This window comes from Streptomyces sp. NPDC000594 (assembly GCF_040299965.1).
Classification (GTDB): domain Bacteria; phylum Actinomycetota; class Actinomycetes; order Streptomycetales; family Streptomycetaceae; genus Streptomyces.
In genome coordinates this window covers 69,926-84,780 of sequence record NZ_JBEPCY010000009.1, presented here as the reverse complement: position 1 = coordinate 84,780, position 14,855 = coordinate 69,926, and the positions used below count along the sequence as shown (strand labels likewise).

Genomic DNA, 14,855 nt, shown 5'->3' with positions numbered 1-14,855 from the left:
CTGATTCGCCCCGGGCGCGCCCCCGATCCCTCTCCGGGCCCTTGGTGATCCACCGGTCCGTCCGTGAGTGCCCCGATCGGCCCCGTCCAGTGTGATCCGCACCTCCTTGTCACACCTTCAGGTCATCCGCCGTGTTCCGCCTGTTTCCGGGAGCGGTCCGGCACCTCCCCGCGACACCGCCCGCGACACCGCCCCGGGAGGGCGGTCGCGCAGGTCACAATCGGGAAAGATCCTCCCTCAGCACTAGGTCTCTTGCTTTGCGCGCCCATTACTCTTGACGCAAGGCCGCGCTCGGCGGCCATGGAGGAGTGAGATGAGGAGCAGTAACCCGGTCTTCTCGCGACGGGGGTTCAGCCGCGACAACGGCTATGCGGGCTTCAACGCGCAGCCGCAGGCCGGGGGACCCGTCGCCGGAAACCCGTACGCAGAGGGTGCCACCAACCCGTACGCGACCAACCCTTACGCCACCGCGGAGACGCAGGCTCCCGCCCCCGGCACCGTGATGACCATCGACGATGTCGTCTCGCGTACCGCGATGACGCTCGGCACGGTCGTCGTCACCGCCGTGCTGTCGTGGTTCCTGCTGCCCGTCGACTCCGACAGCATCGGCAAGTCGTACGGCATCGCCATCGGCGCCGCGCTCGTCGCGATGGTGCTGGCGCTCGTCCAGGCCTTCAAGAGCAAGCCGGTCCCGGCGCTGATCCTGGGCTACGCGGCCTTCGAGGGCGTCTTCCTCGGCGTGATCTCCAGCGCCGTCTCCACCTACATCGCCGACGGTGTGGTGGCACAGGCGGTCCTGGGCACCATGGCGGTCTTCGCCGGTGTGCTCATCGCCTACAAGAAGCGCTGGATCCGGGTGAACCGCCGCTTCGCCGGCTTCGTCGGTGCCGCCGCGATGGGCTTCGTCCTGCTCATGGCCGTCAACCTCCTCTTCGCCGTCTTCGGCGGCGGCGACGGCCTCGGCTTCCGCAGCGGTGCCCTGGGCATCGTCTTCGGTCTGATCGGCGTCATCCTCGGCGCCTGCTTCCTCGCCCTGGACTTCAAGCAGGTCGAGGACGGTCTCACCTACGGCGCTCCGCGCGAGGAGTCCTGGCTGGCGGCCTTCGGCCTCACCCTGACCCTCGTCTGGATCTACCTGGAGATGCTGCGACTGCTGTCCATCCTCCAGGGTGACGACTGACCCGTCCGGCCGATACCGCCCGGCAGCCCCGGGCGGTCACGGAGACAGGGCGCGCGACAGAAGGAGGGCCCGCAGGCACACCGCCTGCGGGCCCTCCGCCGTCTCCGGAACCCGGTCGGGTCCCGCCCGGCTACAAGAGCTTGCGGGCGGCTCGCCGCAGGTCGTACTCATGGACGATGGCCTTGGCGTACCCGTGCGACAGATCGTGCTCGCCCCGGAGCCAGCTGACCTTCTCCTCGAAACGGGCGAGGGACGGGCCGTTCTCCACGGTGCGCAGCCAGTCGGAGATCTCACGACCGGTGCATTGGGGGATGCGGGCGAGGAGGTTGCGGTGGGTCTCTTCGGAGAAGACTTGGGACATCGGCGCCTCCGGACGCGTTGCGCGTGTGCTCCTTCCCGCCACCGTGCCTGAGGCCGGACGTATTGGCAACACTCCAGGCCCTGCGCATAGGGTCGTGGCGTGCTGGATACGACCGATCTGACCACCGCCGTCGAACGCCTCGCCGACCGGCTGCGGGCCGCCCCGCAGAGCCGCCTCCAGCGGGGGGCGGCGGCGGAGGGACTGGAGCTGGCCAGGGAGTTGGCACGCCGTGCCCAGCTGGTCGAGAAACCGGACACGGCGCCGCTGATCATGCCCGACGCCGGGATGTTCGCGGTGGCCGATCAAGTGACTGTGGCCGGAATGGATTTGGCGGAGGCGTTGCGGACCGCCGCGCCGGAGGGTGGTACTCCGGCGGCGGAGCGTACGGCGGAGCTGGCCGAGGCGGTGGCGCTGGTCCGCGCGGCGGCGGCGCGCGCCGGGTTCTAGCGCGCGCCGGTGCCTGCCGGTGCCTGCCTCCGGGTGCCCCTGGGCGCCCCCGGGTTCCAGCGCGCGCCGGTCCGGCGCGGGCTCGGCCGATGGGCCCGGCAGGGGTCCGGCGGGGCGCGTCAGAGGGAGACGATCACCCGGTCGGCCAGCAGATAGACCGTCTCGGTGCCGCAGACGAAGGTCAGGGCGTACGCGCCCGAGATCGACGAGCCGCCCAGCAGCACCGGCGGCTCGCCCGCACGCAGGGCGCCCGCCAGCTGCTCGGCGGTCTCCCGGTGGCCCGGGGTCAGACAGAGCGTGGTCCCGTCGGCGAAGACATAGACATCGAGCGTCCCCAGCGGGCCCGGCCGCACATCGGCCAGCTCGGTCCTGGCCGCGGCCAGCCGCTCCAGCCGGGCCGTGGTCCGCTCGTGGTCGCTGACGACCGAGCGGTCCGGGACGAAGTCCGGGTGCGAGGGGTGCCGGCGGCGGGCGGCGGCCAGCTCGGGGGAGTCCTCGGGGAAATCCGGCCCGGCGCCCTCGCCCCGCCCGGCCGGTTCGTCCAGGTAGGTGTCGGCGGCGTCCAGGTCCAGGGAGTCCAGCCCGACGAAGTCGCTCTGGCGCGGTACATAGAACGGCGGCTCGTCGATGAGGTCGGCGGTGGTGGTGCCGCCGGGCGCGGCGGGGGGCTCCGCGCCGAGCAGCGCGGTCGCCTCGGCGGCGTCCCGGCTCTCCTGCGCGGCCCAGAAGGCCCGTGCCTCGGCCAGCTCCCGCTCCCGCTCCTCGGCCAGCGCCTCGGCGACGGCCGCGCGTATCTCCGCGACGGGGGTGGGACGGGCGTGCGGTACGAGGGGCATGAGCCCGTCCTGGGCCGACGCGGTGGCCCGCGCCAGCTCACGGCGGACCGCGGCGAGCTGCTCGCGCATCCCGCGCAGGACGATGAGGGCGGCGGCGCCGACAACCGTCGTGGCGGCGGTGGTCAGCAGCAGGGCCAGGGACAGAGCGCTCACTGACGTACTCCCGGTTCGATCGACACCCCGACTTCCTACCTCAGCTTGGGGCGCGTGGGGACCCCGCGGTCAGTGCATTACGTCACCAAGTGGACAGGACTTTTGGCCCGCGCTTTACCCGTTTATGGGTTTGACCTGGGGAAATGACTCTCACCCAGGGGTGAGATCACATCCTGGGGGAGTTTTGGTCACGCGGTGATGGACGGCCCGATCGACGGCCGGACACGCTGTTCAGGCGCGGGGGCGGTGCTGTTCGGACACGGAGGCGGTGCCGTTCGGGCCCGGTGCGCTGCTGCTCGGGCCCGGGGCGGTTCAGCTCAGCCGCTCGATGACCATGGCCATGCCCTGTCCGCCGCCCACGCACATGGTCTCCAGCCCGAACTGCCGGTCATGGAACTGGAGGCTGTTGATCAGGGTGCCGGTGATCCGGGCGCCGGTCATGCCGTACGGGTGGCCCACGGCGATGGCGCCGCCGTTGACATTGACGCGGTCGAGGTCGATGCCGAGGTCCCGGTAGGAGGGGATCACCTGCGCGGCGAAGGCCTCGTTGATCTCCACCAGGTCGATGTCGCCGACGGCCAGCCCCGCACGGGCCAGCGCCCGGCGGCTCGCCTCGACCGGGCCGTACCCCATGATCTCGGGGGAGAGGGCGGAGACCCCGGTGGACACGATGCGGGCGAGCGGGGTCAGCCCCAGCTCCCGCGCCTTGGTGTCGCTCATGACGACCAGCGCGGCGGCGCCGTCGTTCAGCGGGCAGCAGTTGCCCGCGGTGATCAGGCCATCCGGCCGGAAGACCGGCTTCAGCCCCGCCACGCCCTCCAGGGTGACCCCCGCCCGGGGGCCGTCGTCCTTGCTCACCACGGTGCCGTCGGGCGTGGTGACCGGGGTGATCTCGCGCTCCCAGAAGCCGTTGGCGAGGGCCCGCTCGGCGAGGTTCTGCGAGCGTACGCCGAACTCGTCCATCTCCCGGCGGGTGATCCCCTTGAGCCGGGCCAGATTCTCCGCGGTCTGCCCCATCGCGATGTACGGGTCGGGGAGCAGCCCGTCCTCCCGGGGGTCGTGCCAGGAGTCGACGCCGCCCTCCGCGACCTTGGCCGTACGCGCCTGGGCCTCCGCGAAGAGGGGGTTCTGGGTGTCCGCCAGGCTGTCCGACGACCCCTTGGCGAAGCGGGAGACCATCTCCACGCCGGCCGAGAGGAAGACATCGCCCTCGCCCGCCTTGATCGCGTGGAAGGCCATCCGGGTGGTCTGGAGGGAGGAGGAGCAGTACCGGGTGACCGTACAGCCGGGCAGCTGGTCGAGGCCCATCCGGACCGCCACGATCCGGGCCAGGTTGTAGCCCTGCTCACCGCCGGGCAGACCGCAGCCCAGCATCAGGTCGTCGATGTCCGCGGGGTCGAGCCCGGGGACCTTGTCGAGCGCCGCCCGGATGACGGTCGCGGTCAGATCGTCCGCCCTCAGATCCTTCAGTGAGCCCTTGAAGGCCCGTCCGATGGGGGAGCGGGCGGCGGAAACGATGACGGCTTCGGGCATCACGGCTCCTGAGGGGAGGGGGTGGACCGGGTGTGAAGTTACCTCTTGGTAGCGCCCGGGTCACGGGCTGTCGGGTGTGATGCGGGACTCAATTCTAAGCGGGCGCTCAGGTGTGGTGGGGTCGCCGGGTGCGGGGTTTGTTCCGGAATCGTGTGCCGCGTCGGACCCGGCGGCCGCGTCGGACCCGGCGGCCGGGTCGGACCCGGGTGCGGTGCCGGGCCCGGGGGACGTGCCGGACTCGGGTACGGGGGCCGTGTCGGGCCCCGGCGATCCGTCGGGTCCGGGCAGCCGCCGCCGGCGGCGCCGCTTGAGCAGGGCCCAGGGCGCCCGTACGCCCGTGACCTCCGTCCCCGCCTCCTGGGCCGCCTCCGCCGCCGCCTGGGCCACCGGCAGCACCCCCTCGTCCCGGGCCGCCTCCGGCCGGTCCGACTCCGGCCAGACCCCGAGCGCCGCGCAGACCGTCGGCAGCATCGCCATCGCGGCGGTCGCGTACCCCTCCGCCGACGGGTGGTAGTTGTCCGCCCCGAACATCTCCCTCGGGTTGGCCGCGAACTCCGGCCCCAGCAGATCGCCCAGCGACACCGTCCGCCCGCCCTGCTCCACCGCCACGATGGTCTGCGCGGCGGCCAGCTGCCGTGACACCCGCCGGGCCAGCCAGCGCAGCGGCTGGTAGACCGGCTCGATCGTCCCCAGGTCCGGACAGGTCCCGACGACCACCTCCGCCCCCGCCGCGCGCAGCCTCCGTACCGCCGTCGCCAGATGGCGCACCGACTCGGTCGGCGGCATCCGGTGGGTGACATCGTTCGCGCCGATCATCACGACACAGATCTCCGGCCGCCGGGAGCTGTCCGCGAGCAGCAGGGTCACCTGGCGTTCCAGATCGTCCGAGCGGGCCCCCGGCAGGGCCACATTGCAGACCTCCACCGGCCGCTCCACCACCGCCGCGAGCCCCGAGGCCAGCAGCGCGCCCGGGGTCTGCCCGGCCCGCCGCACCCCCTGGCCCGCCGCCGTGGAGTCCCCGAGCATCCCCAGCAGCAGGGGATCGCTCCGCCCGAAGGACAGCCCGTAGAGACCGTCCCCCCGGGGCGGCAGGGGCGCGGTGCCCCCGCCCACCGAACGCTTCGCCAGCTGCACCTCCGCGAGGACCACCCCCACGGTCGCCACCCCGAGCAGACCGATGCCACCGCCGCCGTAGGCCGCGCCCGCCGCGATCCGTCGTGCCACTCTCGCTCTCGACACCGCCGCTCCTCTCCGGTGACCGGCCGTCCGGTCATCCGCTGGGTCGTCCGTCCGGTCGTCCCGTGAGTCGTCCGTCATCCCGTGAGCCGTCCGTCCGGTCCTCCGGTCGGCTGTTCCTCCGGTCAACAGCCGACTGCCCCGAAGGCGCCATGGCCCAATCCCGTCCCGCTCCGCATAATCTGACCGCATTCACTACGGAGACCCCGGAGAATCATTGTGCGCATTCACGACTCGTTGATCGGTCTTGTCGGCAACACCCCGCTCGTGAGGCTGAACCGTGTCACGGAGGGCATCCAGGCGACGGTGCTGGCGAAGGTCGAGTACTTCAACCCCGGAGGCTCGGTCAAGGACCGCATCGCGCTCCGCATGATCGAGGCGGCCGAGGCGAGCGGAGCACTGCTCCCCGGCGGCACCATCGTCGAGCCCACCAGCGGAAACACCGGTGTCGGACTGGCGATCGTGGCCCAGCAGAAGGGCTACAAGTGCGTCTTCGTCTGCCCCGACAAGGTGTCGACGGACAAGATCAACGTACTGCGCGCCTACGGTGCCGAGGTCGTGGTGTGCCCCACCGCCGTGGACCCGGAGCACCCGGACTCGTACTACAACGTCTCCGACCGGCTGGTCCGGGAGATCCCCGGCTCCTGGAAGCCGGACCAGTACTCCAACCCGAACAACCCCCGTTCGCACTACGAGACGACCGGTCCCGAGCTGTGGGACCAGACCGAGGGGAAAATCACCCACTTCGTCGCGGGCGTCGGCACCGGCGGCACCATCAGCGGCACCGGGCGCTACCTCAAGGACGTCAGCGACGGCGCGGTCCAGGTCATCGGCGCGGACCCGGAGGGCTCTGTATACAGCGGCGGCTCCGGCCGTCCGTATCTGGTCGAGGGCGTCGGTGAGGACTTCTGGCCGACGGCGTACGACGGAACCGTGGCGGACGAGATCGTCGCCGTCTCCGACAAGGACTCCTTCCAGATGACCCGGCGCCTGGCCCGGGAGGAGGGGCTGCTCGTCGGCGGCTCCTGCGGCATGGCCGTGGTCGCGGCCCTGCGGGTGGCCGAGCGGCTCGGCCCGGACGATGTCGTCGTCGTCCTGCTCCCGGACAGCGGGCGCGGCTATCTCTCCAAGATCTTCAACGATGAGTGGATGGCCGACTACGGCTTCCTGGAGGACGCGGGCCCCTCGGCCCAGGTCGGCGACGTCCTCCGCCACAAGGAGGGCGGGAAGATCCCCAGCCTGGTGCACATGCACCCGGAGGAGACCGTCGGCGAGGCCATCGAGGTGCTGCGGGAGTACGGCGTCTCCCAGATGCCGATCGTGAAGCCGGGCGCGGGCCATCCCGATGTGATGGCCGCCGAGGTCATCGGCTCGGTGGTGGAGCGGGAGCTGCTGGACGCGCTCTTCACCCAGCGCGCGCAGCTCGCCGACCCGCTGGAGAAGCACATGAGCTCCCCGCTGCCGCAGGTCGGCTCGGGCGAGCCGGTCGCCGATCTGATGACCGTCCTCGGGACGTCGACCGGTGCGGACGCGGCGATCGTGCTGGTGGAGGGGAAGCCGACGGGGGTCATCAGCCGCCAGGACCTGCTGGCCTTCCTCGCGGACGGCGGGCGCTGATCCTCGGCGGTCCGGTACGCGGCGGTCCGGTACGCGGTCGTCCCGTACCCGGTCGTCCCGGATCCGGTGGAGGGGCGGCTTCCGGCCGGCGCGGTTCGCACAAACGGTACGTGCGTGTCACGTCCGCGCAGCACCGCCTTAACACGGACGGGGAATAGTGGTGGATGTCGGCAGCCCCCGCCTGTGACATGGGTCCGGGGTCCCGCCGGCACCACGGGCGGTGTCCTGGGAATCCGGAGCGGCTCCCGGACCTGTGGACGCCCCGGACGCGGCGACCGGCCCTGACCCGGGACCGTGTCCCACGCGGGGGCCGTCGTCGTCCCGCTCCCCGGCCGGCGGCCGGGGTCGCGGCGGCCCCCGCGTCAGCCCGTGCCCCGTGCCCCGGGTGCCTTCCCTTCCTCGCGGCCGGTCCCCCCGGTCCTGCCGCGTTCCCCCGGTCCTTCCGCGTCCCCTCAGTCCTCCCAGTCGGACTTCCGCGTCTTCCGCTCCCGGCTCCGGTCCCACCAGTGCGACAGGGTGCCCGACGCGTGCACCGCGTTCACCCCCACGATGCCCACCCAGGCGGTGATCAGACCGGGCAGCCCGGCGTTGACCGCCCCGATCGCGGAGAGCGGGACGGCGAGCATCAGCGAGACGATCCCGAAGCCGAACCGCTCGCCGAAGTTGAGATCCGACGGCTGCTGCGGGCTGCGCGTGTCCCGGGCGACCACCATCTGCTGCTCGGCGAGCTGACGGCGGACCCGCCGCTCCACCGTGTCGTCGATACGCCGCTCCACCTTCTCCAGGAAGGAGTCGACGAGCGACGGCTCGTACTCCTCGCCCAGATCCCGGCGGGCATGCAGGGTGGCGTCGAGTTCTCTCTTGAGTTCCTGGTCGCGGGCTTCCATGTGTCCTTACGCTACGGGCGGTCCACGGTCCCCGTCAGTGGGGTTAGCCCCCCTGTGCGGCAGCCGGGCCCGGTCCGCTGACGGATGATGTGACAGCGGCGGAGACGCTGCCCCGACCGGTCGGCCCCGGCGGTGACGGCAAGGAGAGGGAAGGCATGAGCGACAGCCCTGCCGCACGACTGCAACAGCTCTTCGAGGGGCACCGGCTCACCCCCACCCAGCGCCGGATCGCCCACAGCATGGTGCGCCGGGCCGCCGAGGCGCCCTTTCTCTCCAGTGTGGAGCTGGCCGAGGTGGCGGGGGTCAGCCAGCCGTCGGTCACCCGCTTCGCCGTCGCCCTCGGCTTCGACGGCTACCCCGCGCTCCGCCGCCATCTGCGGGAGATCGCGCCGCCCGGGAGCACGGCCGCGCAGCCGCCCGCCGAGGACATCCCCAACGAGTACCAGCAGGCGGTCCTGGCCGAGATCGAGAATCTGCGCGGACTCGTGGAGGTGCTCGCCGACCCGGCGCCCGTCGAACGCGCGGGCCGGCTGCTCGCCGCCTCCCGGCCGCTGCCGGTCCTCGGGCTGCGCGCGGCGGCGGCGCAGGCCCGGGGCTTCGCCTACTTCGCGGCGAAGGTCCATCCCGACGTCCGGGTGCTGGACGAGGGCGGCACCCTGCTCGCCGACCGTATCGACACCGCCCGGCGCGCGGGCGCCTCCACGCTGCTCTGCTTCGCGCTGCCGCGCCACCCCAAGGAAGTGGTGGAGGCGCTGGAGTACGCCCGGGGGGCCGGGCTCACCGTGGTCACCGTCGCCGACTCCCCGTTCGCCCCGGTCGCCGGGCAGAGCGATCTGCTGCTCCCGGCGGCGGTGGGGACGGGGCTCTCCTTCGACACGGTCTGCGGGCCGATGCTGCTGGGGCGGGTCCTGCTGGAGGCGATGTGCGACGGCCTCCCGGACGCCCAGGCCCGCCTGGAGGAATTCGACGCCCGCGCCTCGGCCAGGGGCCTCTTCGCGGAGTGACCCGGCGGCGGTCCCCGCGGGAGCGGTGTCGGCGGTACGGGCCCGTGCGCGGGCAGCCGGGTCCACTCGGCCCGTGGCCCCCGCCGCCGGGAGCGTTCTCGGCCCGGTGGCCCGGAGAAAGCCGGGGTACGGACGCGACGGTTCCGGGGACGGTTCGGGTGCGCCGGGCGTCCGGGTCCGGGCGCGGTGCCGGGTCCCAGGCCGGTACGGGTGCCCCGGGCGTCGGGGTCCGGGGCACCCGGTGGTCCCCGTCGCCGGGAGCGGTCTCCGGCCCGGTGGCCCGGCTACGGGGCAGGGTCCGGACGCCGTGTCGTGCCGGGTGGCTGCCCGGTGGGCCGGGGAGGAGCGGCGGAGTTCCAGGGCATGGACGGCACGGCGGATCACTGCGGGCGCGTCACCGGGCGGCGGGCTGTGACGGCGGGCCGGGGTGCGCGGTGTGCCGGCTCCCGTACGGGCCCGGGGTGCGGGCGTTCTCACGTGCTGTTCAGGAAATGCGGCTAACGTCACCGTCCGACGGATACCGGTCGAGGACGACAGGAGTGCGGCACGTGGGACGCGGGACACAGTCGCTGGCGAGGGTCGCGGTGGTGGTACGGGCCAACGCGGCGCCGATGTGGTGGCTCGGGCTGGTCGCGGCGGGGGTCGGCGCGCTGGTGCCGGGGATGACCGGGCGCCGGATCGGGCTGCTCACCGGGGCGGTGCTCTTCATCGTCGTCGCCGCCGGTACGGCGACGGCCCGCTGGGGGCGGTACACCCGGCTCGCCGATGACGCGGTCCGCGCCGGGCGGGGCGATGTGCTCCAGGACCGCCGGGTCACCCTCCGGGCCCGCCGCCGGACGCGGCGCCTGGTCCCGCCGCTCGCCTTTCTCGCCGCCGTCGCCTTCTCCTTCGTGCTGCCCGGCGCGGGCGGTCTGCTGCTCGCCGGGGTCGGCGCCGGGCTCTGGGCCAAGGCGGTCCGGATCGGCCAGCGGGAACGGGAGACGGAGACCCTGCTCTGGGTCCGCGCCGATCACGCCGCCGCCTCGGGGCCGGTGGGGAAGAAGGTGACCGCCTTCCTCACCACCGGTGTCGCCGCCGGCGACGCCGCTCCGGGTGGCGCCCGCCGCCGCTGACGGCGGGCGCCGGTGCACCGTCAGTCGGCGATGACGCGGCCCAGCATGGCCTTTCCGCTGCCGGGCGCGACCTCCCCGGCCTTGAAGGAGACGGAGTCATGGGGGAGAGGGCCGGCCGCGCTGCCGCGCAGGGTCCAGACCGCGCCCGCCGAGTCGTCCTCCCCGGGCGCCGAGACCATCAGTTCGGCCCGCCCGTCACCGCTGAGATCGACGACGCGGGTGGTGCTCCCGAACACGTCCTGGGCCTCCACCGTGCCGGGGACCCCGGTGGTGTTCTGGTCGATCACCCGGGCGTCGGGCGCGTTGAAGCCGCGCGGCCCGCCGCGCAGCAGGACCACCGTGCCGGTGTCCTTGTGGGCGCCGATGTCCTTGCCCGGGACACCGACCACGAGGTCCGCGTAGCCGTCCGCGTCGAGCCGGCCGACGGTGACCGAGGCACCGAAGCGATCGGAGGTCGCCCCGAACGAGCCGCTGTCCCCCCGGGTGCCCGGGATCCCGGGGCTGTCCTGGGTGTACGAGGCCGCCTGGTCCACCAGCAGCCCCCGGGCGGAGCCGGGGATCACACTGATCCGGCCGCCCAGTTCGATCACTACCTCGTCCTGTGGGTTTCTCCGGTCCACCGGGTCACCGGTGACCAGTTCGGCGAAACCGTCCCCGTTGATGTCCCCGATGTCCAGGGAGATGCCGCTGATATCCCTGCGCAGGGCCGTAGCGGTGTCGGTGAGGCCCTTCGGCCCGCCGAACCGGACCCAGGTGCTGGGGAAGAGCCAGGGGCTGTCGTACTCCTCCTGGGCGACCGCGACATCGGCGTATCCGTCGCCGTTGAGATCTCCGACCGCGACATCCACCGCGTGGACCTGGTCGAACGCCTGCTCGGGGCCGGGCGACGAGCCGTCCCGGCGGAACGGACCCGGCAGTACCCGCAGGCTGTGCCCGTCGGCGGCGACCAGGTCCTGGTGTCCGTCGCCGTTGATGTCCCCGGCGTTCACCAGGCCGGAACCCCCGAACTGCTGATCCGTGCTCCGCAGCAGGGTGGAGGCGCCCGTGAGTCCGTCCCTGCTGCCCCAGATCACAGTGAGGATGCCCTTCCCCTCCTCGGGGGAGCCGGTCACCGCGCCGTTGACCACCAGGTCGGCGAAGCCGTCCCCGTCGAGGTCACCGGTGGTCAGCGCATGGCCGAAGGTGGCGTGGGCGGTCGCGTCGCCCGCCACCCCGGGGGTGTTCCGGTGGATGACCTGCTTCTCCCGCTCCGAAGGCTTCGCGGTGCCCGAGCCGTACACCACGGTGACCAGGCCGGCTCCCCGCACCCCGTCCACGGTGGCATAGGGCGCGGCGACGGCCGTGTCGCGGACGCCGTCCCCGTTGAAGTCCTCGTGCTGTACGGACCTCTCGGCCGCCTTCCGCGCCGACGGCACCCCGGAGGGGACGGAGACGGCCGCCTGGGCCGCAGGGGCCGCCGCCGTGCCGATGACGGCGGTGGCCAGGGCCACCGCCAGGACCCGGCCCCGGCTGTGGGGGAATGACTGCATGAACGTCCCTTCGGGGGAGTGACTCCGGGCCCCGCACGGCCCTCGCGCCCATCGGCGGTCCTGGGGCCGGGGGATTCCCCGGAGGCCACGGCTGGTGCCGTGGTTGCCCGTTGGACCCCTGGGGCGGGGGAAGGGTTGCGGCGCCGACCGGCCGTCACCTCCTGCTGAAGGGTGATTTCCGGACAGACAAAGAATCCTCGATGTGCCGTACAACCTTTTGCCCGACCCGGTCGTCGTTGTGGTGGGTCCGCTGGGCCCGATCATGAATTCCGGCTTCCGGCGGCGCGCCCACCGCGCCCCGAGCCCCTGGTAACACCTGGGACATATATGCGCATTCGTGCTTCCGTGGCCGTGGTCAGCGGCGCCTTGGCCGCCACCGCCCTCGCGGCGCCGGCCGCCCACGCCGAGGAGACCCCCTTCAAGCTGAGGACCGGCCCGGTCACCGCGACGAAGGGGTACGCCGCCGCGGGCAAGGAGTACGGCCAGGGTGACACCCGCGTCTCCAAGGTCGGTTTCACCAGCAAGCCGCTGGTCGTCGGGGTCTCCGAGGTGAAGAAGGTCCAGGTGACCTTTACCGCCAAGGACAACAGCGGCATCGTCGGCGCCACCGCCATGCTGTGGCGCGGCAGTCACATCGACCACCCCGAGGACTGGTACAACCTCGACGAGGGGGCGACCTGCTCCGGCAGCGGCACCACCGTCACCTGCAAGGGCACCATCACCTTCAACCCCGAGGAGATGTGGGACAACAGCGACGCGGGTGACTGGAAGCTCGCGGTGGGCGCCGGTGCCTACGACGAGGACTTCCACACCCTGGCCGAGGCGAAGTCCTTCCGCCTCCAGCGGGCCGGCAAGCTCTCGGTCAACGCCTCGCCCGAGCCGGTGACCAAGGGTCAGACCCTCACCGTCACCGGACAGCTGACCCGCGCCAACTGGCTCAGCCAGAAGTACTGGGGGTACGCGGGCCAGTCCGTGAAGCTCCAGTACCGCGCCAAGAACGCCACCTCGTACACCACCCTCAAGACGGTGAAGTCCAACAGCGAGGGCAAGCTCAGTACCACGGTCAAGGCCACCGCCGACGGCTACTACCGCTACACCTTCGCGGGCACCACGACCACCCAGGCGGCCACCGCCGCAGGTGACTACGTCGACGTCCGCTGAGGCCCCGGGACGGCGGCCGGGCCCTTCCTCCGGCCGCCGCCCCCGACGTCCCGTACCGCCCGCAGCCGTCCCCGTACCGCCCGCTGAGGGATGCGTACCGCCTGCTGAGGGGTGCGTACCGGCCGCTCACACCTCCAGCTCCGCCTCGATGCGCCGCAGCTGATGACGGGCCATCGCCAGATTCGCCCGCCGGTTGTCGAGCGCCAGATAGAGGAAGAGCCCGTCCCCGCCGCGCCCCTTGAGCAGGCGTATCAGGTGGTACTGGGTGCCGAGGGTGATCAGGATGTCCTCGATGGTGTCCTTGAGCCCCAGCTGCTCCATCGTCCGCAGCTTGGCGCGGACCACATCGGTGTTGCCCGCCGCCGCGACCGCCAGATCGAGATCGTTCCCGCCGCCGATCGTGCCGAGCGCCATTCCGCTGCTGTAGTCGACGAGCGCGGCGCCGATGACGCCGTCGATGGTGCTGGTGGCCTGCTTCAGGGCCTGTTCGGTGGTGGCCATGGTGGGTGTCCCTTCCAGGAGTCCAGGATCGCGGGATCGCGGGAATGTACGGGGGTGAGCGGGGTCAGCGGGGTCCGAGGGCGTCGCGGACCCGCCGCAGCAGTGCGGTGTCCGGGGCGTCCGGCGGCAGTCCGCGCGCGCCCGGATGATCGGCGGCCCGGCGGGGCAGCGGCGGTGATACGGGCAGCTGCGGTACGGTCCCGGCCGCCCCCGGGAGCGCCGCCGGGCCGGGGGTGCCGATGACCCCGTCCGCCGCGAGTCTGCGGATGTCGATCAGGGTGTGGAAGGCGGGTCTGCCCAGCGCGTGGGCGATGGCGAGCGGGGTCCGGGTCCCGTCGGCCAGCTCCAGCAGCCGCCGGTGGCGCGGTCCGAGCCGCCGCCCCGCCGCCCCGGCCCGGCGGAGCACCGGGGCGGTGTCGACGCCGGGGTGCGGCCACACCTGGTCCAGCGCCCGTGAGCGGCGTTCCGCCTCCCGCTCCACCGCGCGCGTCGCCACCGGCCGTACCCGCCCCAGCCAGTGCCGTACCCCGTAACGGAATCTGCCGGTCCCGCTCCCCGGGGCGAGCGCGAACCAGGCGGCGTCGTGCAGGGCGACCAGATGGCAGATCTCCAGCTCACCGCCGCTGAGTTCACCGCTGTCGACCAGATGGCGGGCGACCTCGCCGCGCGGGGCGGCGCTGCTCATCGCCCGCGCCCAGCGGTCGGGCCCCAGCCGTCCGCTCGCGGTGAGCAGGACCTCGATCCCGGGGGCGGCGGGCGCCTCGGCGTGCACCACCTCGCCGTCGGCGAGATAGAGCGCGCCGTGGTCGCGGACGAGCACCCCGGTGGCCCGCTCCCGTGTCAGCCGTACGAGGAGGGGGCAGGTCATCGCAGGACCAGCCGCCCGGTGAGGTCCCGCATCCGTAAGCGGGCGAGGGCGAGATTGCCCTGGTCCCGGTCGAGCCAGAGATGGAGCAGCACACTGCTGTCGAAGCCGGCCTCCACCGGGCGGAGCAGATGGTAGGCGCCGGGGGTGGTGAGGATCAGGTCCTCCAGCCCTCCATCGCCGTCGCCGCCGGTGGTGCCGAGGGCGATGTACTCGGTGGCGACCCGGGCCAGTTCGGCGGTGCGGACGGCGGTGTCCTGGTGGGCGCCGTCCGGTGCGTCCCCGACGGCGCCCAGCGCGAGCCCGCTGACCCAGTCCACGAGGGCCGCCCCGCGCGCCCCGGGCACCAGCATGGCCTCCAGCAGACACTCATCGATTCCGGGCACGCGGGCCCCCTCCGTCGCCCTGGCGTTCCGCGCACGGGTGTGCGGTG

General features: G+C 72.9%; 15 protein-coding genes. 6 read left to right on the top strand and 9 right to left on the bottom strand.

What is annotated here, in order from left to right; genetic code table 11:
* The first annotated feature begins 313 nt into the window (after nucleotides 1-313).
* The gene (locus ABT354_RS15740) at nucleotides 314-1,180 is read left to right on the top strand and encodes a Bax inhibitor-1/YccA family protein (protein ID WP_351493840.1); all 867 of its coding nucleotides are present in this window, start codon (nucleotides 314-316) and stop codon (nucleotides 1,178-1,180) included.
* A gap of 130 nt (nucleotides 1,181-1,310) precedes the next feature.
* On the opposite strand, the gene ABT354_RS15735 is transcribed toward ABT354_RS15740, so the two are convergent.
* A complete protein-coding gene (locus ABT354_RS15735; protein ID WP_351493838.1) occupies nucleotides 1,311-1,541 on the bottom strand; it encodes a DUF4287 domain-containing protein in 231 nt (76 codons plus the stop codon).
* A 99-nt stretch (nucleotides 1,542-1,640) separates the two neighbouring features.
* Here ABT354_RS15735 and ABT354_RS15730 point away from each other — a divergent pair, with 99 nt between their 5' ends.
* Entirely contained in the window at nucleotides 1,641-1,988 is a 348-nt protein-coding gene (locus ABT354_RS15730; RefSeq protein WP_351493836.1) for a hypothetical protein, read from the top strand.
* 119 nt (nucleotides 1,989-2,107) lie between these two features.
* Here ABT354_RS15730 and ABT354_RS15725 read toward each other — a convergent pair whose 3' ends face one another.
* From ABT354_RS15725 to ABT354_RS15715, 3 genes are all read right to left on the bottom strand, one after another.
* Nucleotides 2,108-2,977 (bottom strand): hypothetical protein, encoded by an 870-nt coding sequence (locus ABT354_RS15725; RefSeq protein ID WP_351493834.1) that lies wholly within the window; start codon nucleotides 2,975-2,977, stop codon nucleotides 2,108-2,110.
* Nucleotides 2,978-3,289: 312 nt separating this feature from the next.
* On the bottom strand, nucleotides 3,290-4,510 hold the full coding sequence (locus tag ABT354_RS15720) for an acetyl-CoA C-acetyltransferase (RefSeq protein WP_351493832.1): 1,221 nt from the start codon (nucleotides 4,508-4,510) through the stop codon (nucleotides 3,290-3,292).
* A gap of 60 nt (nucleotides 4,511-4,570) precedes the next feature.
* Nucleotides 4,571-5,749 (bottom strand): SGNH/GDSL hydrolase family protein, encoded by a 1,179-nt coding sequence (locus ABT354_RS15715; protein ID WP_502983423.1) that lies wholly within the window; start codon nucleotides 5,747-5,749, stop codon nucleotides 4,571-4,573.
* Nucleotides 5,750-5,965: 216 nt separating this feature from the next.
* On the opposite strand from ABT354_RS15715, the gene ABT354_RS15710 reads away from it, so the two are divergent.
* Nucleotides 5,966-7,363 carry a cystathionine beta-synthase gene (locus tag ABT354_RS15710; protein WP_351493830.1) on the top strand — a complete coding sequence of 466 codons (1,398 nt, stop codon included), beginning with the start codon at nucleotides 5,966-5,968 and terminating at the stop codon, nucleotides 7,361-7,363.
* Nucleotides 7,364-7,815: 452 nt separating this feature from the next.
* On the opposite strand, the gene ABT354_RS15705 is transcribed toward ABT354_RS15710, so the two are convergent.
* Entirely contained in the window at nucleotides 7,816-8,250 is a 435-nt protein-coding gene (locus ABT354_RS15705) for a hypothetical protein (protein WP_351493828.1), read from the bottom strand.
* A 155-nt stretch (nucleotides 8,251-8,405) separates the two neighbouring features.
* Between ABT354_RS15705 and ABT354_RS15700 the strand changes: the two genes are divergently transcribed.
* Together ABT354_RS15700 and ABT354_RS15695 are read left to right on the top strand one after the other, a co-directional pair.
* Nucleotides 8,406-9,254, top strand: a complete 849-nt coding sequence (locus tag ABT354_RS15700; RefSeq protein ID WP_351493826.1) for a MurR/RpiR family transcriptional regulator — start codon at nucleotides 8,406-8,408, stop codon at nucleotides 9,252-9,254.
* 548 nt (nucleotides 9,255-9,802) lie between these two features.
* Nucleotides 9,803-10,366: a hypothetical protein gene (locus ABT354_RS15695; protein WP_351493823.1), complete on the top strand. Its 564-nt coding sequence runs from the start codon at nucleotides 9,803-9,805 to the stop codon at nucleotides 10,364-10,366.
* Between the two features lie 20 nt (nucleotides 10,367-10,386).
* Here the strand turns inward: ABT354_RS15695 and ABT354_RS15690 are convergent, their stop codons facing one another.
* The gene (locus tag ABT354_RS15690; RefSeq protein ID WP_351493821.1) at nucleotides 10,387-11,895 is read right to left on the bottom strand and encodes an FG-GAP and VCBS repeat-containing protein; all 1,509 of its coding nucleotides are present in this window, start codon (nucleotides 11,893-11,895) and stop codon (nucleotides 10,387-10,389) included.
* Between the two features lie 327 nt (nucleotides 11,896-12,222).
* Here ABT354_RS15690 and ABT354_RS15685 point away from each other — a divergent pair, with 327 nt between their 5' ends.
* The gene (locus ABT354_RS15685) at nucleotides 12,223-13,056 is read left to right on the top strand and encodes a hypothetical protein (RefSeq protein ID WP_351493818.1); all 834 of its coding nucleotides are present in this window, start codon (nucleotides 12,223-12,225) and stop codon (nucleotides 13,054-13,056) included.
* Nucleotides 13,057-13,182: 126 nt separating this feature from the next.
* Here the strand turns inward: ABT354_RS15685 and ABT354_RS15680 are convergent, their stop codons facing one another.
* The 3 genes from ABT354_RS15680 to ABT354_RS15670 all read right to left on the bottom strand — a co-directional run bounded on the left by ABT354_RS15680 (nucleotide 13,183) and on the right by ABT354_RS15670 (nucleotide 14,808).
* Nucleotides 13,183-13,557 (bottom strand): hypothetical protein, encoded by a 375-nt coding sequence (locus ABT354_RS15680; RefSeq protein WP_351493816.1) that lies wholly within the window; start codon nucleotides 13,555-13,557, stop codon nucleotides 13,183-13,185.
* Between the two features lie 64 nt (nucleotides 13,558-13,621).
* Nucleotides 13,622-14,425: a transcriptional regulator gene (locus ABT354_RS15675; RefSeq protein ID WP_351493814.1), complete on the bottom strand. Its 804-nt coding sequence runs from the start codon at nucleotides 14,423-14,425 to the stop codon at nucleotides 13,622-13,624.
* A complete protein-coding gene (locus ABT354_RS15670; protein ID WP_351493812.1) occupies nucleotides 14,422-14,808 on the bottom strand; it encodes a hypothetical protein in 387 nt (128 codons plus the stop codon). Before ABT354_RS15670 ends, ABT354_RS15675 begins: the two co-directional genes overlap by 4 nt.
* Nucleotides 14,809-14,855 lie beyond the last annotated feature (47 nt).